Source organism: Stenotrophomonas sp. Ste86, from assembly GCF_024519465.1.
GTDB lineage: Bacteria > Pseudomonadota > Gammaproteobacteria > Xanthomonadales > Xanthomonadaceae > Stenotrophomonas.
In genome coordinates, this window is sequence record NZ_JALJRW010000002.1 from 246,012 (window position 1) to 270,510 (window position 24,499).

Consider the following 24,499-nt stretch of genomic DNA (forward strand, 5'->3'; position numbering starts at 1 on the left):
CGAATGCATGCAAACGCTGGCGTCGCAGGCCCCTTGCCTTTACAATTCCCGCTCGCCGAATCACGACAGCCGGACCGGTCCCGCACCGCAGTCCGCGCTTTTTTGCAGCCGCTTTTCAGTGTGCCGCGCGGCGTGACTTCGGTGACCCCATCGGTAGCCAAAGTGAGAATTCCGTGACCCAAGCCGCAATCCTCGTCCTCGAAGACGGCACCGTATTCGAGGGCGAATCCGTAGGCGCGCCCGGCCTGTCCGTCGGTGAGGTGGTGTTCAACACCGCCATGACCGGTTACCAGGAAGTGCTGACTGATCCTTCCTACGCCCGGCAGATGGTCACGCTGACCTACCCGCATATCGGCAACACCGGCATGACCGACCAGGACGACGAAGCCCACAAGGTGTGGTCGGCCGGCCTGATCGTGCGCGACGTTCCGCGCCGTCCCAGCAACTGGCGCAGCCAGGTGTCGCTGCAGGACTGGCTGCTGCAGCGTGGCGTGGTGGCCATTTCCGGTATCGACACCCGCAAGCTCACCCGCATCCTGCGCGAGCGTGGCGCGCAGAACGGTGCGCTGATGGCCGGCGACGGCATCAGTGTGGAGAAGGCGCTGGAAGCGGCCCGCGCGTTCCCCGGCCTGAAGGGCATGGACCTGGCCAAGGTGGTCAGCACCGACAAGTCCTATCCGTGGACCGAAGGCCAGCTGGACCTGGACAACAACGAGTTCGTCAGCGCCGCGCCGCAGTACAAGGTGGTGGCCTACGATTTCGGCGCCAAGCTGAACATCCTGCGCATGCTGGCCGAGCGCGGCTGCGACATCACCGTGGTGCCGGCGCAGACCCCGGCCGCCGAGGTGCTGGCGATGAATCCGGACGGCGTGTTCCTGTCCAACGGTCCGGGCGATCCGGAACCGTGCATCTACGCGATCGAGGCGATCAGGACCTTCCTGGACCGCAAGCTGCCGACCTTCGGCATCTGCCTGGGCCATCAGCTGCTGGCGCTGGCCTCCGGCGCGAAGACGGTGAAGATGGGCCACGGGCACCATGGCGCCAACCATCCGGTCCAGGACCTGGATACCGGCCGGGTGATGATCACCTCGCAGAACCACGGCTTTGCGGTTGACGAAGCCTCGCTGCCGGCCACCCTGCGGGTTACCCACCGCTCGCTGTTCGACGGCACCAACCAGGGCATCGCGCGCACCGATGTGCCGGCGTTCTCCTTCCAGGGCCATCCGGAAGCATCGCCGGGCCCGCACGATGTCAGCCCGTTGTTCGACCGTTTCGTGACCCTGATGGCGGAGGCCAAGGCCTGATCCGCCACGCCGCCGGCGCGTCCGGCGGCATCGCGACGGATCGCAAGCCCTGCAGTGCCGCTGCCCCCAGGCGCGGCGCTGAACCCCGGAAGTTTCCTGATCGACAGCGTGCGATCACCCCCGACACGCTGTACTGACTTAGAGAAGACAATGCCCAAGCGCACTGACCTTAAAACCATCCTCATCATCGGTGCTGGTCCGATTGTCATCGGCCAGGCCTGTGAGTTCGACTACTCCGGCGCCCAGGCCTGCAAGGCCCTGCGTGACGAGGGGTACCGCGTGGTGCTGGTCAACAGCAATCCGGCCACCATCATGACCGACCCGGAGATGGCCGATGCGGTCTACATCGAGCCGATCAACTGGCAGACGGTCGAGAAGATCATCGCCAAGGAAAAGCCCGACGCCCTGCTGCCGACCATGGGTGGCCAGACCGCGCTGAACTGCGCGCTGGACCTGGCCGACAACGGCGTGCTGGAGAAGTACAACGTCGAACTGATCGGCGCCAAGCGCGATGCGATCCGCATGGCCGAAGACCGCGAGCTGTTCCGCGTGGCCATGGGCGAGATCGGCCTGGAGTGCCCGTCCGCTGCGGTCGCGCATACGCTGGAAGAAGCGATCGAGATCCAGACCCGCGTCGGCTACCCGACCATCATCCGCCCCAGCTTCACCCTGGGCGGCAGCGGTGGCGGCATCGCCTACAACCGCGAAGAGCTGATCGACATCGTCACCCGCGGTCTGGAACTGTCGCCGACCACCGAAGTGCTGGTCGAAGAATCGGTGCTGGGCTGGAAGGAATTCGAGATGGAGGTGGTGCGCGACACCGCCGACAACTGCATCATCGTCTGCTCCATCGAGAACCTGGACCCGATGGGCGTGCACACCGGTGACTCGATCACCGTGGCCCCGGCGCAGACCCTCACCGACAAGGAATACCAGCGCCTGCGCGATGCCTCCATCGCCGTGCTGCGCAAGATCGGTGTGGATACCGGCGGCTCGAACGTGCAGTTCGGCATCAGTCCGACTACCGGTCGCGTGGTGGTGATCGAAATGAACCCGCGTGTGTCGCGTTCCTCGGCACTGGCCTCCAAGGCCACCGGCTTCCCGATCGCCAAGGTCGCCGCCAAGCTCGCCGTGGGTTACACCCTGGACGAATTGAAGAACGAAATCACCGGCGGCCTGACCCCGGCCTCGTTCGAGCCGTCGATCGATTACGTCGTCACCAAGATCCCCCGCTTCGCCTTCGAGAAGTTCCCGGCGGCCGATGCGCGCCTGACCACCCAGATGAAGTCGGTGGGCGAGGTGATGGCGATGGGCCGCACCTTCCAGGAATCGCTGCAGAAGGCGCTGCGTGGACTGGAAACCGGCAAGATCGGCCTGGACCCGACCGGCCTGGACCTGTCCAACGAAGACGACATCACCACCATCAAGCGCGAGCTCAAGGCCCCGGGCCCGGAGCGCCTGTTCTTCGTGGGCGATGCGTTCCGCGCCGGTTTCAGCGTGGAAGACGTGTTCGCGCTGTCGCACATCGACCCGTGGTTCCTGGACCAGATCGAAGAGATCATCCAGGCCGAAGCTGAAGTCGCCGCCGACGGCATCGACGCGCTGGACGCGGCGCGTCTGCGCAAGCTCAAGCGCGCCGGCTTCTCCGACGCCCGCCTGGCCGAACTGACCGGCACCAACGAAGCGGCCGTGCGCGCGCTGCGCCGTGCCCACAAGGTGCGCCCGGTGTACAAGCGCGTGGACTCGTGCGCCGCCGAGTTCGCCACCAGCACTGCCTACCTGTATTCGACCTACGAGGACGAGTGCGAAGCGGCGCCGAGCAACCGCGACAAGATCATGATCCTGGGCGGCGGTCCGAACCGCATCGGCCAGGGCATCGAGTTCGACTACTGCTGCGTGCACGCAGCGCTGGCACTGCGTGAGGATGGCTATGAAACCATCATGGTCAACTGCAACCCGGAAACCGTCTCCACCGATTACGACACCTCCGACCGCCTGTACTTCGAGCCGCTGACGCTGGAAGACGTGCTGGAGATCGTCGAGCTGGAACAGCCGAAGGGCGTGATCGTGCAGTACGGCGGCCAGACCCCGCTGAAGCTGGCGCGCGCGCTGGAAGCCAATGGCGTGCCGGTCATCGGCACCTCGCCGGACTCCATCGACCTGGCCGAAGACCGCGAGCGTTTCCAGCAGCTGGTCGACAAGCTCGGCCTGAAGCAGCCGCCGAACCGCATCGCCCGCAACGACCAGGAAGCGCTGCTGCTGGCCCGCGAGATCGGTTACCCGCTGGTGGTGCGCCCGAGCTACGTGCTGGGCGGCCGTGCGATGGAGATCGTCTACGGTGAATCCGACCTGGCCCGCTACGTCCGCGACGCGGTGAAGGTCTCCAACGATTCGCCGGTGCTGCTGGACCGGTTCCTCGACAACGCCGTGGAAGTCGACGTGGACATCATTGCCGACAAGGACGGCAACGTGCTGATCGGCGGCGTGATGGAGCACATCGAAGAGGCCGGCGTGCATTCGGGCGATTCGTCCTGCTCGCTGCCGCCTTACTCGCTGTCGGCTGAAACCCAGGCCGAGCTGCGCCGCCAGGTGGTCGAGCTGGCCAAGGCCCTGAACGTGGTCGGGCTGATGAACACCCAGTTCGCCATCCAGGCCGGCGAGAACGGCGAAGACATCGTCTACCTGCTGGAAGTGAACCCGCGTGCGTCGCGCACCGTGCCGTTCGTGTCCAAGGCCACCGGCATGGCGCTGGCCAAGATCGCCGCGCGCTGCATGGCCGGCAAGACCCTGGCCGAACAGGGCGCCATCAAGGAAATCGTGCCGGACTACTACTCGGTCAAGGAAGCGATCTTCCCGTTCGCCAAGTTCCAGGGCGTCGACCCGATCCTCGGGCCGGAGATGCGCTCCACCGGTGAGGTGATGGGCGTGGGCCGCAGCTTCAGCGCTGCCTTCGCGCGTGCGCAGGAAGCCGGCGGCATCAAGGCGCCGCCGCTGGGCAAGGCGTTCGTCTCGGTCCGTGATCCGGACAAGAAGCGCGTGCTGCCGGTCGCCAAGGCACTGATGGAGCGCGGCTACACCCTGGTGGCCACCCGTGGCACCGGCGCGTGGCTGCAGGAGCACGGCATGGCCTGCGAAATCGTCAACAAGGTGGTCGAAGGCCGCCCGCACATCGTCGATTCGATTAAGAACGGCGAGATCGTCTACATCGTCAACACGACCGAAGGTCGCGCGGCGATCAATGACTCCTTCTCGATCCGTCGCGAAGCGCTGCAGCATCGCGTCACCTATTCGACCACCATCGCCGGCGCCATGGCGCTGGTGCAATCACTGGAATTCCGCGGCACCGGCCCCGTCTGGTCGCTGCAGGAACTGCACAAGGAGTTGAACGCATGAGAGCACCGATCACCCTGAAGGGCGCGCAGCGTCTGCGCGAAGAGCTTGACCACCTGAAGTCGGTCAAGCGCCCGAAGGTCATCGCGGCGATCGCCGAAGCGCGTGAGCACGGCGATCTCAAGGAGAACGCCGAGTACCACGCCGCGCGCGAAGAGCAGGGCTTCATCGAAGGCCGCATCAAGCAGCTGGAAGGCGAGCTTTCGCATGCCGAAATCATCGACATCACCAAGCTCAACGCCGGCAGCAAGGTGGTGTTCGGCGCCACCGTGGAGTTGTCCGACGTGGAGAGCGATGAAGAGAAGCGCTACCAGATCGTGGGCGACCTGGAGGCCGACATCAAACTCGGTCTGATCGCGATCTCCTCGCCGCTGGCACGCGCCCTGATCGGCAAGCTGGAAGGCGATGCGGTCACCATCGACGCACCGGCCGGCCAGCGCGAGTACGAAATCGTCAGCGTCCAGTACCTGGCCTGACATGGCCACGGCGACATTGCTGTTGCCGGCGCGCAGCCGCTTCCCGGCCGCGCCTTTGCCCGACGACGTGGCGAAGGCGCTGGGGCGCGCCGAGCGCAGCAGCGTCGACGGGGGCGAGCGTGCCCAGCTGCAGCGGCATTTCCAGCTGCAGCCGGCGTACTGGCCGGTGGCCGCACTGACCCGCCAGCTGGACGTCGGCGATGCCGGCGAGGCGGTCTGGCTGCGCGCCGATCCGGCCAACGTGGTGCCGGACATGCAGGGCGCGCGGATGATGGGTCACGGCGAGACGCTGCGGCCTGATGCGGAGGATGTGGCCCGGTTGTTGCCGGCGCTGCAGCCGCTGTTTGCCGGGTTCGGCTTCACCCTGGATGCCCCGGTGCCGTCGCGCTGGTACCTGCGCCTGCCGCCGGGAACCACGCTGCCGGACTTCCACAGCCCCGATGATGTGCTCGGCGATGACCTGTTCGCGCATCTGCCCGAAGGCGATGCGGGCCGCCGTTGGCGTGCCCTGCTGACCGAAGCGCAGGTGGTGCTGCATACCCACGACTGGAACCAGCAGCGCGTGGCCGACGGCAAGCGGGCGATCAATTCGCTGTGGTTCTGGGGCGGCGGCGAGTTGCCGCAGTCGGTGCAGACCGCGCACGCCCAGGTCCGCAGCCGCGAGGCCCTGCTACAGGCCCTGGCCAAGGCCGCCGGCCTGCAGGCCGACAACGAACAGCAGGTGGATGCCCTGGTCGACCTGCGCCAGCTACGCTCGCTGGACCAGCTCGGCAATGATGCGATCCGTCCGTTGCTGTCGGCCGTGCAGCGCGGTGAACTGCGGCGGCTGGTGCTGGATTTCGAGGACGGTGTACGTTTCGAAATCGACAAGGGCCAACGCTGGCGGTTCTGGAAAAAGCCGATACAACTGCACGACGCGTGAGGCGCAGCCACCCGTGGGGTGGCGCTACCGGATCGGCGTGTGCATCGTGGGTCATCGCCAGCAGCCGGTATCATGGCTGCGTCGAAACCTGTTTCGGCGTTCCGCCCGCCATTCGAGTCTGCCTTGCCTTCTTCCGATACGCCCCAGATCCAGCGCCGTCCGCGTGTACCCCTTGCCGCCGACTGGCCGGCCGACATGTTGCCGCTGCTGCAGCGCCTGTACGCCGCACGCGGGGTGACCGACGCCGCGCAGGCGAAGCCGAAGCTGGCCCAGCTGCACGCACCGGAGCTGATGGGCAGCATGCAGGCGGCGGTGGAGCTGCTGGCCAAGGCCATCGCCGACAACGAACGCATTCTGGTGGTCGGTGATTTCGACTGCGATGGCGCCACCGCCTGCGCGGTGGGTGTGCGCGGGTTGCGCATGCTTGGGGCGCGCGACGTGGTGCACGCGGTGCCCAACCGCATGCTGCATGGGTATGGCCTGTCGCCGTCGCTGGTGGCGGACCTGGCGCCGCTGCAGCCGGGCCTGCTGGTCACCGTCGACCATGGCATCGCCTGCCATGCCGGTGTCACCGCCGCCAAGGCGCTGGGCTGGAAGGTGCTGGTCACCGACCACCATCTGCCCGGCGAACACCTGCCGCCCGCCGATGCGCTGGTGGACCCCAACATCGACGGCGATGCCTTCCCGAGCAAGGCGCTGGCCGGCGTCGGGGTGATCTTCTATGTATTGATGGCGCTGCGCCGGCACCTGCGCGCGCAGGGCGCCTTTGCCGCCACCCGCGAACCGGACCTGTTGACCCTGTTGGACCTGGTCGCAGTCGGCACCGTCGCCGATCTGGTTGCCCTGGATGCCAACAACCGTGCACTGGTGTCGGCCGGCCTGCGCCGGTTGCGCAGCGGGCAGGGCTGCGTGGGCCTGCAGGCACTGATCGAAGCCAGCGGCCGCGACCCGGCGCGCCTGAGCGCTACCGACATCGGCTTCGCGCTCGGCCCACGGCTCAATGCCGCCGGCCGCCTGGAAGACATGGCGTTGGGCATCGAGCTGCTGCTGACCGAAGACCGCAGCCAGGCGCGCGAGATCGCCCAGACCCTGGAGCAGATCAATGCCGAGCGCCGCGCGGTGCAGCAGTTGATGACCGACGATGCGGAACTGGCGGTATCCCGCGCGGTACTCAGCGCCGAGGGCGAGCGCCCGATCGCCGCCTGCCTGTTCGATGCCGAGTGGCATCCCGGCGTGGTCGGCCTGGTCGCTTCGAAGATGAAGGACCGCCTGCACCGCCCGGTGATCGCCTTCGCACCGTCCGAGCCGGGCAGCGATTCGCTGCGCGGTTCGGCCCGATCCATTCCCGGCTTCCACATCCGTGATGCATTGGCGCTGGTCAATGCCGCGCACCCGGGCCTGATCGACAAGTTCGGTGGCCACGCCATGGCCGCCGGCCTGAGCCTGGCGCATGCACGCCTCGAGGATTTCCAGCAGGCTTTCGTCGCCGTGGTCGGCGCCCGCATGGACCCGGCGTCGTTGCAGCAGCACCTCATGAGCGATGGCGAGCTGGCCGCCGATGAGCTGGACTACCGCCACGCCGAAGCGCTGCGTCTGGCCGGTCCGTGGGGCCAGGCCTTCCCCGAGCCGCTGTTCGACGGCCATTTCCAGGTCGCACGCTGGCAGGTGTTGAAGGAAAAGCACCTGAAACTCAGCCTGCGCGTGCCCGGGCGCGCCGAGCCGCTCAACGCGATCCACTTCAGTGGCTGGAAGGGCAATGCGCCCGCCAACCACGTGCACATCGCCTACCGGCTGGTCAGCGACGATTACCGTGGCGGCGGTGCGATCCAGCTGATCATCGAGCATTGCGCCGACGCCTGATGTCCGCCATCGCGCCTGCCGCGCCCTCCTATCCCGTTTGTGTTCCTGACCATGACTGCCCACGCCCACGTGCTTCCATCGCCCATCGAACGCTTCGACCTGCAGAGCCAGATCGTCCTGCAGGGTGACCCTGCAGCCCGCGCCACGCTCTCGGCGCGGGAGGGATTCGAGTTCCCCGATCTGGCGGGCTCGCGCCAGAGCATCGCGTGGCTGCTGCAGAACGAGTTGTCCGTCCGGGTAGCGGTGGAGGGCGCCGATCCCGGCACCGGGGGCGTCGGCGTCGAACAGGCCGTGGCCGCAGTGATGGCGCGGTTGGGCCGTACCCGTTGCGTGGCCGACCACTACCAGCCTTCGGAGGATCCGGACGACTACAGGAACGCGGACGACCAGGTCGGTGCGCTCGACTTCACCTGCCATCTGCCCGATCCTGCCCCGCTGCGCCAGCACTACGCCGAACTGCGCGAAGCGGCTACGCCGCTGGAGCGCCAGCAACGCTCACACCGCTTGCTGCTGGCCTACGTGGAGCACCTGCGTTCGGCTCCGGACCGGCCGGTGCGCGGGCACCATGCCACGTGGTCGCGGCCGTGGACGGCCGACCACGCGGTCATGCAGAGCATGGCGGTGATGGACACGATCCTGCCGGAGCTGTTTCCCTTTGATGGTTGGGACCAGGACGAGGACTGAGTGGACGCCGGCACCACGCACGCGCCGCGCTGAAGCGGCCATGTCCGTGCCGCGCCTTACTCCACCACCTTGGTCACCAGCGTCGGCATCTCCCACGCACCACCGGCCGACACCAGCCGGCACAGTCCGGTGCTGGACACGGCGGTCTTGACGAACTGCGTGCCGGTCCAGCCCCAGCTCGTGGAGTAGAAGCAATCACCCAGGCCGCGGCCCTTGCTGGCCTGCTGGATGGTGCGCACGTCATCATCCATCCCCGAGGCGGTCACCAGCCTGGGCTGGTAGGGCGCGTGGTCGTTGACCACCCAGTAGCCGTCACCGGTGTTGTAGGCGGCACGCCAGCAGCCCTGCGACACCAGCAGTTTGTCCGCGCTCAGCCGGTGCACGCTGATCTCCTGCGGGCCCTCATCGGACATCGCGCCGTTGCCGGGATGCAACGCTTCGCACTCGTCTGCCGTAGTGGCCTTCACCAGCGCCGCACGCAGCGCGGCAGCGTTGGCCAGCGCCGCGTCGGCAGGACGGGTGGGGACGATCTTGCCCAGCTTCACCACCGGCACCGGCAGTGCCGGCAGCACGGTGCTTTCGGCCGCGCTGCCCTTGCGCATCAGCGCGCCGGGCGTGCCCAGCCGGCCCTGGAATTCGTCCATTTTCAACAGCACCGCCGAGGCACCGCGGTCGGACACGGTCCAGCGCTTGCCGTCGTTGCCGACCAGCACGATGCGGCTGTCACGGGTCAACGACTTGAGCAGCGCGGCCACCTGTGCCGGCGAGAGGTCGGCGGTCCCGTCGGCGGGGGTGTACTTCAGTGCGCCCAGCTTGGCGTCGTTGATCTGCAGCGACAGTTGTTTCGGCAGGGTGGTCTCGTCGTACTGGCCCAGCATCAGCTCGGCCTTCACCGGCTGGCCGGGACCGGCCAGGCGGGTCAACAGGATCGAGACCGGTTCGTTACCGCCGTCTTCGTCGTTCTGGTAGCCGGCCGCGCGGCAGGTGCGGGTGTTGTCGCAGGCCAGGGTCCAGTCGTTGTGGGTGAAGCTCAGTCCGCTGCTGGCGTCGGGCGCGGCCTGGACCGGCAGGATCGGGGTCAACAGCAACAGGGGAAGCAGGGCGGGCAGGCGCACGTGGACGTCCTTGTGGTGGTACATCAGGGGAGCGGCATCTTGGCCCAGGATGGTGGACACGCCAAGCCTTGCATCGCGTCAACCCCGTTTACCGGCATGATCCGTTCAACCTGCTGTCATCGGATCGGGAGCGTCACATGGAACGCGCACTTCGTGGGATCGGCATGCTGGGCATGCTGTGGCTGGGAACGCAGGTCGTTGTGGCGCAGACGCGGCCGGCAGCCACGCCGCAGCCGCCAGCGGTAGCGCCGCTGCTGCAGGTGGCCGGTGCCGAGGTGCCGGTGCAGCTGCGCCAGGTCAGCCTGGACAGCCGGGTCGTGGCCGGGCTCGGCGAGACCCGCATCGAGATGGAGTTCTTCAACCCCAATGCGCGGGTGCTGGAAGGGCAACTCGAGTTTCCGCTCGCCGACGGCCAGCAGATCGCCGGGTTCGCCTTGGACATCGACGGGGTGCTGCGCGATGCGGTGCCGGTGCCCAAGGCGCAGGGACGCCAGGTGTTCGAGGCGATCGAACGGCGCCGGGTAGACCCTGGCCTGCTGGAACAGACCGCCGGCAACCAGTTCCGCCTGCGCATCTACCCGATTCCCGCCCGTGGCAGCCGCCGCGTGGCGCTGACCTTCCGCGAGACCTTGCCGGTGGATGCACAGGGCCTGCGCTGGAACCTGCCGCTGCAGTTCGCCCGCGACGCCAGGCAGGTGACGCTACGGCTGGACGCGCGTGGCACCGGCAAGCCGGTGGCAGGCGCAGCACTTCCCTGGACGTTCCAGGCCCGCGATGGCGCCCACGTGGCGCAATGGCAGGGTGCCGGGAGGGCCCTGCCGGCGCAGGCGCAGATCCGCTTGCCGCAGGTACGCCAGTTGGATGCGGTCACCGGCCTGCACGAGGGCGAGCGCTATCTGTTGGCGCAGATACCGGTACCGGCCCAGGCCGCCCCGCGCGCGTTGCCCAAGCGGGTAGGGCTGCTGTGGGATGCCTCCGGATCGGCCCGACAACGCGACCGCGCCACCGAAACGGCGGTGCTGGACCGCTATTTCCGCGCCATCGGCGACGGTGAGGTGGAGCTCACCGTACTGCGTGACCATGCCGAAGCGCCGCGCAGCTTCCGCATCCGCGGCGGTGACTGGAGCGGGCTGCGCGCGCACTTGACCTCGCTGCCGCTGGACGGCGCCAGTGCATTGGGTGCATGGACGCCGCGCGCCGATATCGGCGAGTACCTGCTGGTCAGCGACGGGCTGTCCAACTATGGCCGACAGGCGCTGCCGCCGTTGGCGGCTGGCCAGCGCCTGTACGCATTGAGCAGCGCCGGTGCACGCACCGATGGTGCGCGGCTGCGCGCCTGGACCCAGGCCCATCACGGCCAGGCGCTGTTGCTGTCCACTGCCGCCGAGGTCGACGCCGCGATGCCGTTGTTGATGCAGCAGCCGGCTGACGTGGTCGAACTGCGCGGCGATGGCGTGGACCAGCTGGTGGCCGACGCCAGCCATGCCAGTCAGGGCTGGTTGCGCGTCACCGGGCGCGTGCAGCGCACTGACGGCGCGGTGGATGTTGGGGTGCGCCTGGCCGACGGCCGGGTCCATCAACAACGCATTGCCGTGTCCGGCGCCCGTGCGCTGGACGGTGGACTGGTGGCGCACGCGTGGGCCGATGCGCAGATGGCCGCGTACGCCGCAGACCCGGTCGCGCACGAGGACGCCATGCGGACGTTGTCCCGGCAGTTCGGCCTGGTCGGGCCCGATACCTCGCTGCTGGTGCTGGAAACCCTGGACGACTACCTGCGTTATGGCATCCGCGCACCGGCACCGCTGCGGGAGGCATACGACCGTCTGCATGCGGTGCGCATCGACGATGAAAAGCAGGCCCGTCGCCAGCGTCTGGACCAGATCGCGCGGCAGTTCGCCGACCGCGAACGCTGGTGGAACACGCGCTGGCCCAAGGACGCACCGGTAGCCAAGGCCGGGCTGGAGAAGTCCGCACCGATGCCGGTCGCCGCGGCCGCACCGGCCGAGGCGCAGCCTTACATGGAGGCACGTGCCAACGACGTGGTCAGCGCGCCCGCACCGCCCGCACCGCGGATGCCGATGGCGCCGATGGCGGCGCCCAGTCGCGCGAGCGGCCAGCTGCAGAGCGTCGAACTGACCGCCAGCAAGGTCGCAGGGGGCAGGGCCAACAGCGGCGCCATCGCGATCGCCCTGGCCCCGTGGGAGCCCGATTCGGACTACGCGCGCCGCCTGCGCGATGCCCCGCCGGCACAGCTGTACGCCACGTACCTGGCCGAGCGCGATCAGCACGCCGACAGCAGCGCCTTCTACCTGGACGTGGCCGATCTGCTGCTGGCCAAGGGCCAGCGCGACCTGGCTCTGCGGGTGCTGTCCAACCTGGCCGAGATGCAGTTGGAGAACCGCCACGTGCTGCGCGTGCTCGGCTACCGGCTGATGCAGGCCAGGGCGCCCGAGCTGGCGGTGCCGGTGTTCCAGCAGGTGCTGCGGCTGGGCGAGGAGGAGCCGCAGAGCTTCCGTGACCTGGGCTTGGCGCTGGAGGCCAGCGGGCAGTACCCGCAGGCCGTGGCGATGTTCAATGAGGTGGTGGAGCGGCCTTGGGACGGTCGCTTCGATGGGATCTCGCTGATCGCGCTGGACGAGCTGAACACCCTGGCCGCACGCGAGCGGGTCAATCTGAGCGCGGTCGATCCACGTCTGCGTCGCGCGATGCCGCTGGATCTGCGCGTGGTGCTCAGCTGGGACAGCGACAACAGCGACATGGACCTGTGGGTCACCGATCCCAACGGCGAGCGCGCGTATTACGGTAACCGCCTCACCTACCAGGGCGGGCAGATGTCGCAGGACTTCACTGGCGGCTACGGGCCCGAGCAGTTCTCGCTGCGCGAGGCCAAGCCGGGCACGTACAAGGTGGAGGCCAATTTCTTCGGCAGCCGTGAGCAGCTGGTTACCGGCGCCACCACGCTGAGCCTGCGCCTGAGTACGCATTGGGGGACACGCAGGCAGCGCGACCAGCAGGTCACGATGCGGCTGAAGGATCGCGCGGAGACGGTGCTGGTAGGGGAATTCGAGGTGCGCTAGCACCCGCGTTAGTCTGCAGGGGACACACGGCCGGGACGCCCGTGCCGTGTGTCGGATGCGCGCTGCGGGCAGCCGATGCGCCGCACCAGCAGCTACCATGCCCGATTGCTGCATGATTCCGCCCCGCCGCATGGACGACCCGATGACTTCCCGCCCTTCCTCCCGCTGGCGCCCCACCACCCGTTGGCTGGTCTGGGCCGCCATACTGCTTGCCAGCGCGGTGGCCAACGCCTTCGTCGAGGTCATGGACGCCAGCCGCCGTGGCGAGGCGCTCGCGTTGTGGCAGCCGATGACCTGGGAGCTGAGCAGCGCCGGCATGATCCTGCTCACCCTGCCGCTGCTGTGGTGGGGTTGCCAACGCTGGCCGTTGCATGCCGACACCTGGACGCGCCGGCTGCCGCTCTACCTGCTGGCCAGCGTGGCGTGGTCGCTGCTGCACGTGGTCGGGATGATGGCGCTGCGTCACCTGGCCTACGCCAGCCTGGGCGAGCATTACGTCGATGGCTCCGGCTGGGTTTCTCGGCTGCTGTACGAGTACCTCAAGGACGTCCGCGCGTTCTTCACCTTCGTGGCGATCGAGCACTTCTTCAGCTGGTTCGGCCGCCGCCGCCAAGGCGAGGCGCACCTGCTGGCCGCGCCGGAGGATGCACCGCCCGAAGAACCGGTGGACCGGCCCGAGCGCTTCCTGGTGCGCAAGCTCGGCCGTGATTTCCTGGTGGCTACCGGCGACATCGAATACGCCCAGGCCGCCGGCAACTACATGAACCTGCACGTGCGCGGCCACGACTATCCGCTACGCAGCACCATGGCCGCGCTGGAGGCGCGGCTGGACCCGGCGCGGTTCGTGCGCATCCACCGCAGCTACGTGCTCAACCTGGGCTTCCTGGTGTCCATCGAGCCGCTGGACAGCGGCGAGGCGCGCGCCCACCTGGCCGATGGCAGTGCGCTGCCCTGCAGCCGCCGCCAGCTGCCGGGCCTGCGCGCGGCGCTGGGGCAGGGGGCGGCGGCGGGCTCAACGGATGCGGCAATGCCGGGCGGCACCACCCGCGCATCTACATGAACGGGCGTTCCAAGCTACAATTCAGGCCTTGTCCCAAGCCTTCAACACCGCCGATATGATCGAGCTCAATCCCGTGCGCCAGCGAATCACCGATCTGACCGATCGCGTGCTCTCGCTCAGGGGGTATCTTTGACTACGACGCCAAGAAAGAGCGTCTGGAAGAAGTAACCCGGGAACTGGAAAACCCAGACATCTGGAACAATGCCGAGTACGCCCAGAACCTGGGCCGTGAACGCGCCAACCTGGAAAAGACCGTCGGCGGCATCGCCACGATCCTGGACGGCCTGTCCGAGTCCGGCGAACTGCTGGAACTGGCTGAAAGCGAGCAGGACGAAGATACCGCCCTGGCCGTGGTCGCCGACCTGGACAAGTACCAGAAGCACGTGGAACAGCTGGAATTCCAGCGCATGTTCTCCGGCCAGATGGACACCGCCCCGGCCTTCGTGGACATCCAGGCCGGTGCCGGTGGCACCGAAGCCCAGGACTGGGCCGAAATCCTGCTGCGCATGTACCTGCGCTGGTGCGAATCGCGCGGCTGGAAGACCGAGCTGATGGAAGTGTCCGGTGGCGACGTCGCCGGCATCAAGTCCGCCACGCTGCGCGTTGAAGGCGATTACGCCTATGGTTGGCTGAAGACCGAAACCGGCGTGCACCGCCTGGTGCGCAAGTCGCCGTTCGATTCGGACAACCGCCGCCATACCAGCTTCACCTCGGTGTTCGTGTCCCCGGAAGTGGACAACAACATCGAGATCGACATCAACCCGGCCGACCTGCGCACCGACGTGTACCGCTCCTCCGGTGCCGGTGGCCAGCACGTCAACAAGACCGAGTCGGCGGTGCGTATCACGCACATTCCGACCAACACGGTCGTGGCCTGCCAGACCGGCCGCAGCCAGCACCAGAACCGCGACAACGCGATGAAGATGCTGGCCGCCAAGCTGTACGAGCTGGAAGTCCAGAAGCGCAACGCCGAGCGCGATGCGGTGGAAGCAACCAAATCCGACATCGGCTGGGGCAGCCAGATCCGCAATTACGTGCTCGACCAGAGCCGCATCAAGGACCTGCGCACCGGCATCGAGCGCTCGGACACCCAGAAAGTGCTGGACGGCGACCTCGACGAGTTCGTCGAGGCCAGCCTGAAGTCCGGCCTGGCCGTGGGCTCCAAACGCATCGACGCCTGACCGTCGGGTCGCCCCGCGCGGCCCGATGCGCCCGCCCCGGGCCCGCCCGGGGATTTCGCACTCTGCCCCGTCCATCGGCATGATGGCGGGGTTCGTACCTCCCCCAGACATAGACCCACGCCATGAACGATCAGACCCACGCGCCGCAGCCCCCCGTCGACGAGAACAGCCTCATCGCCGAGCGCCGCGCGAAACTGACGGCGCTGCGCGGGCAGGGCATCGCCTACCCGAACGACTTCCGTCGCGAGCACTTCGCCGGCGCCCTGCAGGCCGAGTTCGCCGACGCCGAACAGTGGACCGCCGAGGCCCTGGAAGCCGCCGACCGCCAGGTCAGGATGGCCGGCCGGCTGATGGCCAAGCGGGTCATGGGCAAGGCCAGCTTCGCCCAGATCCAGGACGAATCCGGTCGCATTCAGCTGTTCCTGCAGGGCAGCACCCTGGGCGATGCCTATACCGCCTTCAAGGGCTGGGACGTGGGCGACATCATCGCAGTGGAGGGCGGGCTGACCCGCACCAAGACCGGCGAGCTGTCGGTCAAGGCCACCAGCATCCGCCTGCTGACCAAGTCGCTGCGCCCGCTGCCGGACAAGTGGCACGGCCTGTCCGACGTGGAGCAGCGCTACCGCCAGCGCTACGTCGACCTGATCGTGACCCCGGAGTCGCGCGAGGTGTTCATCAAGCGCTCGCGGATCATCCGCGCGATGCGCGCGTGGCTGGACAACCGCGACTTCCTCGAAGTCGAAACGCCGATGATGCATTACATCCCCGGCGGCGCCACGGCCAAGCCGTTCACCACCCACCACAACGCGCTGGACCTGGACCTGTACCTGCGCGTGGCCCCGGAGCTGTACCTCAAGCGCCTGGTCGTGGGTGGGCTGGAGCGCGTCTACGAGATCAACCGCAACTTCCGCAACGAAGGCGTGAGCACCCGCCACAACCCGGAATTCACCATGATGGAGCTGTACGAGGCCTACGCCACGTACACCGAAGTGATGGACCTGACCGAAGGGGTGATCCGCGACGTGGCCAACCAGGTGCTGGGCACCACTACGGTGACCTGGGACGGCGCCACCATCGACCTGGCCCCGGCCTTCCGCCGCTGGCGCATGGACGAGGCGGTGCGCCACCACAACCCGGAAATCAGCGCCGCCGACTGCACCGACCGCGACGCGCTGGCTGCCCATTGCGAGCGCCTGAAGATCCGCATCAAGCCGTCCTACGGCTGGGGCAAGCTGCTGCTGGAGATCTTCGAAGCTACCGTCGAGCACACGCTGGTGCAGCCGACCTTCATCACCGACCACCCGGTCGAGGTCTCCCCGCTGGCCCGTGCCAACGACGACCAGCCCGGCTACACCGACCGCTTCGAGCTGTTCATCAACGGCAAGGAACTGGCCAACGGCTTCTCCGAGTTGAACGACCCGGAAGACCAGGCCGCCCGTTTCCAGGCCCAGGTGACGGCCAAGGAAGGCGGCGACGACGAGGCCATGCACTACGACGCCGATTACATCCGTGCGCTGGAGTACGGCATGGCCCCGACCGGCGGCCTGGGTATCGGCATCGACCGTCTGGTGATGCTGCTCACCGGCAGCAGTTCGATTCGTGATGTACTGCTGTTCCCCTATATGCGTCCGGAAAACTGAGACGTAGGTCCGGCTGCCAAGGGAGGGCAGCCGGGGCGGGGTTCCGCTGAGGTGGCCGCGCGCGTATGGTTTCTGCGTGGCCTTCCCGGTAGACGCCGTGATGGCCAGGGCGATGATCGGTCCGTTGGTGCGTGACATCCACATCACACCGCGACCACGATCATGAACCGGGAGATCACGACGGGAGGCGGATCCATGCAAGGTGCCAGTGTGCAGAGTGGCGGAGTATTCTCTCCGCAGCATGTTCCAGTGTGGTCCAGGAAGACGGCGGAAGCATCCTTGAATATTGTCATCGTTGACGACCAGACGTCCGCGCGCACCATGCTCCGTCATGTCATCGAGGACATCGCGCCGGAACTGAGCGTGCACGACTTCGGGGATCCGCTCACCGCGCTGGCCTGGTGCGAATCGCACCCGGTGGACCTGCTGCTGCTCGACTACCGCATGCCGGAGATGGATGGGCTGGAGTTCGCCCGCCGCTTCCGCCGGTTGCCCAAGCACCGCGACATCCCGGTGATCCTGATCACCGTGGTCGGCGACGAGCCGATCCGCCAGGCCGCGCTCGAAGCGGGCGTCATCGATTTCCTGGTCAAGCCCATCCGCCCGCGCGAACTGCGCGCGCGCTGCTACAACCTCTTGCAGTTGCGCCAGCAGTCGGAAAACGTCAAGCAACGCGCGCTGTCGCTGGAACAGCGCCTGCTGGCCAGCATGCACGAAGTGGAAGAGCGCGAACGCGAAACGCTGTCGCGGCTGGCGCGTGCGATCGAGTTCCGTGATGCCGGCACCAGTGCCTACCTGGAGCGCATGGCGCACGTGGCCGGGTTGATCGCCGAGCAGCTCGGCCTGCCCGAGGACGAGTGCAAGCTGATCGAGATGGCTGCGCCCCTGCACGATATGGGCAAGATCGCCATCCCCGATGCGGTGCTGCTCAAGCAGGGCAAGCTCAACGAAGAGGAGTTGGCGATCATGCGCCGGCACCCGCGTATCGGCTATGAGCTGCTGAGCGGCAGCCAGAACCGTTTCATCCAGGTGGGTGCGTTGATCGCACTGCGCCATCACGAACGTTATGACGGCAGCGGGTATCCCGACGGCCTGATCGGCGATGCGATCCCGCTGGAAGCGCGGATCGTGGCGGTTGCCGATGTGTTCGATGCCCTGATCTCACCCCGACCGTACAAGGAAGCATGGACGATGGAAGCGACGTTGGCCTACCTCTACGCACAGCGTGGCCGGCTGTTCGACCCGCGTTGCGTGGACGCGCTGCTGCGCGGCCGGCAACAGCTGGACGAAATCTGCGCCCAGCACTCGACCGCCTCGACCCGCCCGGGGATGTGACATGCATGGCCTGCTCCAGCGCCTCAAGCAGCGGCTGGACACGATGCGCGGCCATGCGTTCGTCCGGTTCTTTCCTGCCACGCTGGTGTCGCTGGTCGCACTGGCGGTGCTCGCGCCCGCGCAGTGGTGGATCGGTGCGACGCTGGTCGTGGCCGCCGCTCTCATCCACGTGAGCCGGTCGGCACACGCGGGACGACGCGCGTCGAATGGCTCCAACGCCGGCCGCGGCATCCTCGCCGAGCTGCGTGCGCGGCTGTCCAATCGACCCGACAGCGAGCACCTCCAGAACTTCATCCGGATTGCGATCACCGCGTTGTTCATCGGCTATCTCGGCTGGCGCTATACGCAGGTGGGGGGCGACATTCTGCGCGTGACGTGGCTGATCCTGGCAGTCGAGCTGGCCGTGGCGATGCTGTTGCTGGCGGGTCTGTTGGCGCGACCGGGCGTGTCGCGCGCGCGGCGTACCGTGGGGATGGTCACCGATTACGCCTGCATGGGCGCAATCATGACCCTGCAGGGAGAACCGGCGGCGTTGCTGTATGTGGTGCTGCTGTGGGTCACCATCGGCAATGGCATGCGCTATGGGCGCGGCTACCTGCATGCCGCCACCGCGATGGGCTGCGCGGCGTTCCTCTGCGCACTCCTGTTTTCCCCGTACTGGGCCGGACACCATCTACTCGGCTGGGGACTGCTGCTGGGACTGGGCATGACCCCGCTGTACTTCGTCGGCATCAGCCGGGCCGCGCCCCCGACCGCCGCCGACCCGCGGACGGCGGCGGTGGGACCGGTGCATCGCCTCTACCTGCAGGTAAAGGAGCGCCTGACCAAGCGTTCGGACAGCGAGCATGGCCAGGCCATCGTGCGTATCGTGTTGATCACGCTGATCCTGGGCTATGTGCTCATGCCCAGCGTGCGCCACGACCTGCCGCCGGCGCAGCATCACGGCGTGCTGGCGATCGTGCTGACCGGGCTGTTCCTGTCGATCACGCTGTTTGCCTGGCTGCTGGTGCGGCCGGCGCGCTCGGATCCGCGGCGTATCGCCGGGATGCTGGCCGATTACGGCCTGATCGCCGCCGGCATGGTGCAGATGGGCGAGCCGCTGGCGTGGGTCTACATCGTGGTGATGTGGGTGACCGTGGGCAACGGCATGCGCTACGGGAACAATTATCTGTACGCGGCCGTGGCCATGGCGCTGGGCAGCTTCGGCTACACCATGTTGGCCACGCCCTATTGGGAACAGAACGGTCGCCTGGGCTTCGGGCTCTGGCTCGGGTTGGCGGCGGTGCCGCTGTACTTCTCCAGCCTGCTGCGTCAGTTGACCCATGCCATGGACGAGGCGCGTCGCGCCAGCGAGGCCAAGAGCCGGTTCCTGGCCAACATGAGCCATGAATTCCGCACGCCGCTCAATGGCCTGTCGGGGATGACCGAAGTGCTGGCCACCACGCAGCTGGATGAAGAGCAGCGCGAGTGCGTCAGCACCATCCAGGCCTCCTCCCGCAGCCTGCTGGCACTGGTGGAGGAGGTGCTGGACATCTCGGCCATCGAGGCGGGCAAGCTGCGGGTGCTGGCCGAGGATTTCTCGCTGGCCGATGTGATGCAGTCCATCGGGCTGATCCTGTTGCCGCAGGCCAAGGTCAAGCGTCTGGCCTACCAGGTCAAGGTGGATGACGGGGTGCCGGCGCGACTGCGCGGCGACCTGGGCCATCTGCGGCAGATCCTGCTCAACCTGGCTGGCAACGCGGTCAAGTTCACCGACCACGGCAAGGTCGAGATCCGGGTGTCGCTGCTGCGCGATGACGGGCAGGGCAACGTGCGGATCCGGTTCGACATCCTCGATACCGGTATCGGCGTGGTCCCGGCCATGCGTCCGCGATTGTTCGAGGCCTTCGAGCAGGCCGATGTGAGCATGGCGCGTCGGCACGAGGGCACCGGGCTGGGCACGACCATTGCCAAGGGCCTGGTGGAGGCGATGGGCGGGCAGATCGGCTTTGCCGAGAACCCGCCGCAGGGCAGCTGCTTCTGGTTCGAGCTGCCGTTTGCACTTCCCCCGGTGGTCGCCGGCGAGTTCACCCCGGCGGTGGTCGGCGAGAGCGTGCCCGGCAGCGGCAACAACGTGATCGCGTTTGCCGACCCGTTCCTGCGCCATCGCGCACGCGTGCGCAGCATGAAGATTCTGGTGGCCGACGATCATCAGGCCAATCGCCTGGTGCTGCAGCGGCTGCTGCAGAAGGCCGGGCACAAGGTGGTATGCGTCAACGATGCCGAGGCGGTGCTGGATGCGTTGGCCGAAAGCGATTACGACGTGGCCATCGCCGATCTGCACATGCCGGGGATGAGCGGGCTGGACATGCTCAAGGAGCTGCGGGTGATGCAGGCCGGCGGTGCACCGCGCACACCCGTGTTGATCCTCAGCGCCGATGTGACGCCCGAGGCGATCCAGCAGTGCACCCAGGCCGGCGCGCACACCTTCTTCGGCAAGCCGGTGGTGGCGGTGCGGCTGCTGGATACGCTGGCCGATATCGCCACCAACGACCAGTTGCGGGCCACGGCGCCGGTGGTGCATGTGTCGGTGGCGCCCGACGGCGTGCTCGATCCGGGCGTGCTCGATGAGCTGGCGTCGCTGGGGTTGGGGGAGGCGTTCGAGCAGGAGTTCGTTCGCCAATGCCTGGAAGATGCGCGGCAGTGCATCGAGGTGGCCGCCGCCGATGGCGAGCGCGCTGACTGGGTGCATCTGCGCGAGCAGGCGCACGCGATCAAGGGCGTGGCCGGCAACCTCGGGCTGGTGCGCGTGGCGCATCGTGCCGGTGAGGTGATGCGCATGGCCGACTGGCAGTTGAAGACCGAGTGGCGCGAGCGGATCAACCAGATCCGCACCGGGATGAAGGAGGGCCGTGCGGCGCTCGAGGCCCGCGCGCAGAAGCGCGACGCGCGCGAGGATGGTGGTAGCGACGTGCGGTGATCGACCGCTTGCTACCGGATTGGGCGGGGGTGTGTGGGTTCGCCGGACACGCTGCAAGTACGTCCATGTAAGCTCGCGTACGCCATCCATGGCGTACGACGGTCCCGCGAACCCACACACCCCCGCCCTCGACGGTTGGTTGGCGCAGCCAGCGAGGCACTCCTGCGCATGGAAGAACGCGCCGCAGTCAAAAAGAAACCAAAAAAAAGCCCGGCTGTGGCCGGGCTTGAAGTGGTTTGCAACGGTTGCCAGCATTCACGCCGCGTCGAGGTGGGCACGACGCGTCTGCGCTTTGATCAAGCGATCCATGGTGCGCAGCGACTTCTCTTCCAGGGCCAGCGCCGAGTCGACCCAGACCTTGGTGATTTCCAGCAGCTCGTCATAGCGCACGGCCTGGGCCAGATTGCGTGCCGCGTTCATGGCCAGATAGCTGCGCGGGATGCGCTGGTGCTGGCGGATCTGCTCCTGCACCGCCGCCACGCCCTGGCCCTTGGGCACCAGAATGTCCACCACGCCCATGGCGTACATCTCTTCGGACGAATACACCCGACCTTCCAGAATGATCTTCTCGGCCAGCTGCGGTGCGACGCGCTTGCACAGGAACGAATAGGCACCCATGCCCGGGAACAGCCCGAACAGCACCTCCGGAAGCCCCATCCCGCAGCCTTCCTCGGCGACGATCGTGTGGCAGGCCAGCGCCATTTCCAGGCCGCCGCCCAAGGCATCGCCCTGAATCAACGCGATGGTGCGCACATCGCCACCGAAGCCGGTGTGCAGGTGATGCACGCCTTCCACGCAGCGTTGCGCGTAGGCGAGCAGGCGATCGCGGTTGCCTTCGCGGATGAGGCGGGAGAACAGCTCCAGGTCACCGCCCAGGTTGTAGGCGCTGGCATCGGAGGCCAGCACGAAGTGACGCAACGCGCCGCTGTTGCGCTCGGCCGGTGAGAGGGTAATGGCATTCATGAAGCTCCACATCTCATCCAGCATGTCCCGGCGGCAGCAGGGGCGAACGCCCGTGGCGGCGTCGGCATGCATGAACAACCAATGGGCGGCGTTGTCAGCGGTGGTTTCGGTGCGGATGGTGGAATAGCCGCGGGTAATGTTCAGCTTTTCGATCGTTTGCATGGCGATTTCCTCGGCGTTTCTGGCCCGGAGGGAGGACGGTGGGCGGCGGGCCGGACGTGTCCACTCGCCGCGATCCTACACCGCCGGTCGCCCGCTCAACGCAAAGGCCCCAGCCGTCACCGGCTGGGGCCCTGGAATGCCTGAATGACCGCCGAAGCCTTACGGGGCGGGGGTATCGCGCAGCTCGCGGCGCAGGATCTTGCCCACGTTGGTCTTGGGCAGTTCCTTTCGGAATTCGACGATTCTGGGGTGCTTGTAGCCGGTCAGGTTGGCGCGGGCGTGTTCCTTGACCATTTCGGCGGTCAGGTTGGGGTCCTTCTTGACGATGACCACCTTGACGATCTCGCCGGACTTTTCATCCGGCACGCCGACCGCAGCCACTTCCAGCACGCCGGGCATCATCGCGATCACGTCTTCGACTTCGTTCGGGTACACGTTGAAGCCGGACACCAGAATCATGTCCTTCTTGCGGTCCACGATGTAGAAGAAGCCCTGCTCGTCCATCCGCGCCATGTCGCCGGTGTGCAGCCAGCCGTCGGCGTCGATCGCCTTGGCGGTTTCTTCCGGGCGCTGCCAGTAGCCCTTCATCACCTGCGGGCCCTTGATGCACAGCTCGCCGACTTCGCCCGGGGTGAGGGTCTTGCCGTCGTCGTCCTTCACGCAGGCGTCGGTGGAGGGGATCGGCAGGCCGATCGCGCCGTTGTACTCGGCCAGGTCCAGTGGATTGATGCAGGCGGCCGGCGAGGTCTCGGTCAGGCCGTAGGCCTCCACCAGGGTTACCCCGGTCACCTTCTTCCAGCGTTCAGCCACGGCGCGCTGCACGGCCATGCCGCCGCCCAGGGTGACCTTCAGCGACGAGAAGTCGATTTCATCGAAGCCGGGCGTGTTGAGCAGGCCGTTGAACAGCGTGTTGACGCCGGTGATGGCGGTGAAGCGGGTCGCCTTCAGCTCCTTGACGAAGCCCTTCATGTCGCGCGGGTTGGTGATCAGGTGGTTGCAGCCACCGAACTTCATGAAGACCAGGCCGTTCGCCGTCAGCGCGAAGATGTGGTACAGCGGCAGGGCGGTGATGATCCACTCCTTGCCCATCTCGATCCCCGAGGCGGAGATCCAGGCCGAGGCCTGCTGCATGTTGGCGACCAGGTTGCGGTTGGTCAGCATCGCGCCCTTGGCCACGCCGGTGGTGCCGCCGGTGTACTGCAGGAAGGCAACGTCGTCGTGGTCGATTTCAACCTTGGGCAGGCTGTGGCGGCTGCCCAGCTTGAGCGCCTGGTTGAAGCGCACCGCACCGCGCAGGGTGTAGTTGGGCACCATCTTCTTGATGTACTTCAGCACGAAGTTCACCACCACGCCCTTGGCGCCGAGCATGTCGCCCAGGCCGGTGGTGACGATGTGCTTGATCGGCGTGTCGGCAATGACCTGCTGCACGGTGTCGCCGAAGTTGTCGACCACCACGATCACGGCCGCGCCGGAGTCCACCAGCTGGTGCTTGAGCTCACGGGCGGTGTACAGCGGGTTGACGTTGACCACGGTCAGGCCGGCACGCAGCACGCCGAAGGTGGCGACCGGGTACTGCAGGCAGTTGGGCATCATCAGGGCGACGCGGTCGCCCTTCTTGAGCTTCAGCTCGCCCAGCAGGTAGGCGGCGAACTGCTCGACCAGGGCGTCGGTTTCACCGTAGGTGATGGTCTTGCCGAAACTGGAGTAGGCGGGACGGTCGCGATACTTGGCCACCGAGGTGTCGAAGACGGCGGAGACCGAATGGAACTCGTTGACGTCGATCTCGGCGGGTACGCCGTTGGGATAACTCTGCAGCCAGGGACGTTCCAGACTCATATTCCCCCTCCAGGAATCGTTGATGAGAGTGTGTTCTGGCCCTGAGTATCCGCCAGTTCACGTCCGGGCAGCATACCGGGCCGAATGGAAAAGGCGAAGGGGGCGTGAAGGATGGGGCGGGTGTGGCGGCCCGGTGCGGGTGTATCAGACGGTGTCGATCTGCCTGCGATGGGTAGTGCCGAGCCATGCTCGGCAGATGGCCTGCACACGCATCGACGCCGGGCTCGAGGTTGCCGGTGCCGAGCATGGCTCGGCACTACCGAGGCTGAGGATGGCTGGAGGTTACCGGTGCCGAGCATGGCTCGGCACTACCGGGGCTGAGGATGGCTGGAGGTTACCGGTGCCGAGCATGGCTCGGCACTACCGGGGCTGAGGATGGCTGGAGGTTAGCGGTGCCGAGCATGGCTCGGCACTACCGGGGCTGAGGATGGCTGGAGGTTGCCGGTGCCGAGCATGGCTCGGCACTACCGGGGCTGAGGATGGCTGGAGGTTAGCGGTGCCGAGCATGGCTCGGCACTACCGGGGCTGAGGATGG

At 67.1% G+C, this 24,499-nt stretch carries 15 protein-coding genes; 12 read left to right on the plus strand and 3 right to left on the minus strand.

Going from position 1 to position 24,499, the window contains the following annotated elements:
* Positions 1 to 173: 173 nt before the first annotated feature.
* The 6 genes from carA (at position 174) to NR101_RS03420 (ending at position 8,636) form a co-directional block, all read left to right on the plus strand.
* Positions 174 to 1,304: a glutamine-hydrolyzing carbamoyl-phosphate synthase small subunit gene (gene carA, locus NR101_RS03395; protein WP_256777179.1), complete on the plus strand. Its 1,131-nt coding sequence runs from the start codon at positions 174 to 176 to the stop codon at positions 1,302 to 1,304.
* A gap of 150 nt (positions 1,305 to 1,454) precedes the next feature.
* Complete coding sequence (gene carB, locus NR101_RS03400; RefSeq protein ID WP_256777178.1) at positions 1,455 to 4,697, plus strand: carbamoyl-phosphate synthase large subunit; 3,243 nt, start codon at positions 1,455 to 1,457, stop codon at positions 4,695 to 4,697.
* An 8-nt stretch (positions 4,698 to 4,705) separates the two neighbouring features.
* Entirely contained in the window at positions 4,706 to 5,170 is a 465-nt protein-coding gene (gene greA / locus NR101_RS03405; protein WP_256777207.1) for a transcription elongation factor GreA, read from the plus strand.
* A 1-nt stretch (position 5,171) separates the two neighbouring features.
* Positions 5,172 to 6,092, plus strand: a complete 921-nt coding sequence (locus tag NR101_RS03410; protein WP_256777177.1) for a phosphoglycerate mutase — start codon at positions 5,172 to 5,174, stop codon at positions 6,090 to 6,092.
* A 72-nt stretch (positions 6,093 to 6,164) separates the two neighbouring features.
* Complete coding sequence (recJ, locus tag NR101_RS03415) at positions 6,165 to 7,952, plus strand: single-stranded-DNA-specific exonuclease RecJ (protein ID WP_306175366.1); 1,788 nt, start codon at positions 6,165 to 6,167, stop codon at positions 7,950 to 7,952.
* A gap of 51 nt (positions 7,953 to 8,003) precedes the next feature.
* Positions 8,004 to 8,636, plus strand: coding sequence for a hypothetical protein (locus tag NR101_RS03420; protein ID WP_256777175.1), 633 nt, complete (start codon positions 8,004 to 8,006; stop codon positions 8,634 to 8,636).
* 56 nt (positions 8,637 to 8,692) lie between these two features.
* Here the strand turns inward: NR101_RS03420 and NR101_RS03425 are convergent, their stop codons facing one another.
* On the minus strand, positions 8,693 to 9,775 hold the full coding sequence (locus tag NR101_RS03425) for a DUF1176 domain-containing protein (RefSeq protein ID WP_256777205.1): 1,083 nt from the start codon (positions 9,773 to 9,775) through the stop codon (positions 8,693 to 8,695).
* Between the two features lie 113 nt (positions 9,776 to 9,888).
* Here NR101_RS03425 and NR101_RS03430 point away from each other — a divergent pair, with 113 nt between their 5' ends.
* From NR101_RS03430 to NR101_RS03455, 6 genes are all read left to right on the plus strand, one after another.
* Positions 9,889 to 12,828, plus strand: a complete 2,940-nt coding sequence (locus tag NR101_RS03430; RefSeq protein ID WP_256777174.1) for a VIT domain-containing protein — start codon at positions 9,889 to 9,891, stop codon at positions 12,826 to 12,828.
* Between the two features lie 142 nt (positions 12,829 to 12,970).
* Positions 12,971 to 13,888 carry a LytTR family DNA-binding domain-containing protein gene (locus tag NR101_RS03435; protein ID WP_256777172.1) on the plus strand — a complete coding sequence of 306 codons (918 nt, stop codon included), beginning with the start codon at positions 12,971 to 12,973 and terminating at the stop codon, positions 13,886 to 13,888.
* A gap of 55 nt (positions 13,889 to 13,943) precedes the next feature.
* A protein-coding gene (gene prfB, locus NR101_RS03440; RefSeq protein WP_256777204.1) for a peptide chain release factor 2 occupies positions 13,944 to 15,069 on the plus strand; the annotation gives its coding sequence in 2 pieces (ribosomal slippage) (positions 13,944 to 14,018 and positions 14,020 to 15,069; 1,125 coding nt in all).
* A 122-nt stretch (positions 15,070 to 15,191) separates the two neighbouring features.
* Entirely contained in the window at positions 15,192 to 16,709 is a 1,518-nt protein-coding gene (gene lysS / locus NR101_RS03445) for a lysine--tRNA ligase (RefSeq protein ID WP_256777171.1), read from the plus strand.
* A gap of 195 nt (positions 16,710 to 16,904) precedes the next feature.
* A complete protein-coding gene (locus NR101_RS03450) occupies positions 16,905 to 18,044 on the plus strand; it encodes a two-component system response regulator (RefSeq protein ID WP_256777169.1) in 1,140 nt (379 codons plus the stop codon).
* 1 nt (position 18,045) lies between these two features.
* On the plus strand, positions 18,046 to 21,003 hold the full coding sequence (locus NR101_RS03455; protein WP_306175367.1) for an ATP-binding protein: 2,958 nt from the start codon (positions 18,046 to 18,048) through the stop codon (positions 21,001 to 21,003).
* Between the two features lie 255 nt (positions 21,004 to 21,258).
* On the opposite strand, the gene NR101_RS03460 is transcribed toward NR101_RS03455, so the two are convergent.
* Both NR101_RS03460 and NR101_RS03465 read right to left on the minus strand, forming a co-directional pair.
* Positions 21,259 to 22,128, minus strand: a complete 870-nt coding sequence (locus NR101_RS03460) for a crotonase/enoyl-CoA hydratase family protein (RefSeq protein ID WP_256777489.1) — start codon at positions 22,126 to 22,128, stop codon at positions 21,259 to 21,261.
* 159 nt (positions 22,129 to 22,287) lie between these two features.
* Positions 22,288 to 23,964: a long-chain fatty acid--CoA ligase gene (locus NR101_RS03465; protein ID WP_256777490.1), complete on the minus strand. Its 1,677-nt coding sequence runs from the start codon at positions 23,962 to 23,964 to the stop codon at positions 22,288 to 22,290.
* Between the last annotated feature and the right edge of the window lie 535 nt (positions 23,965 to 24,499).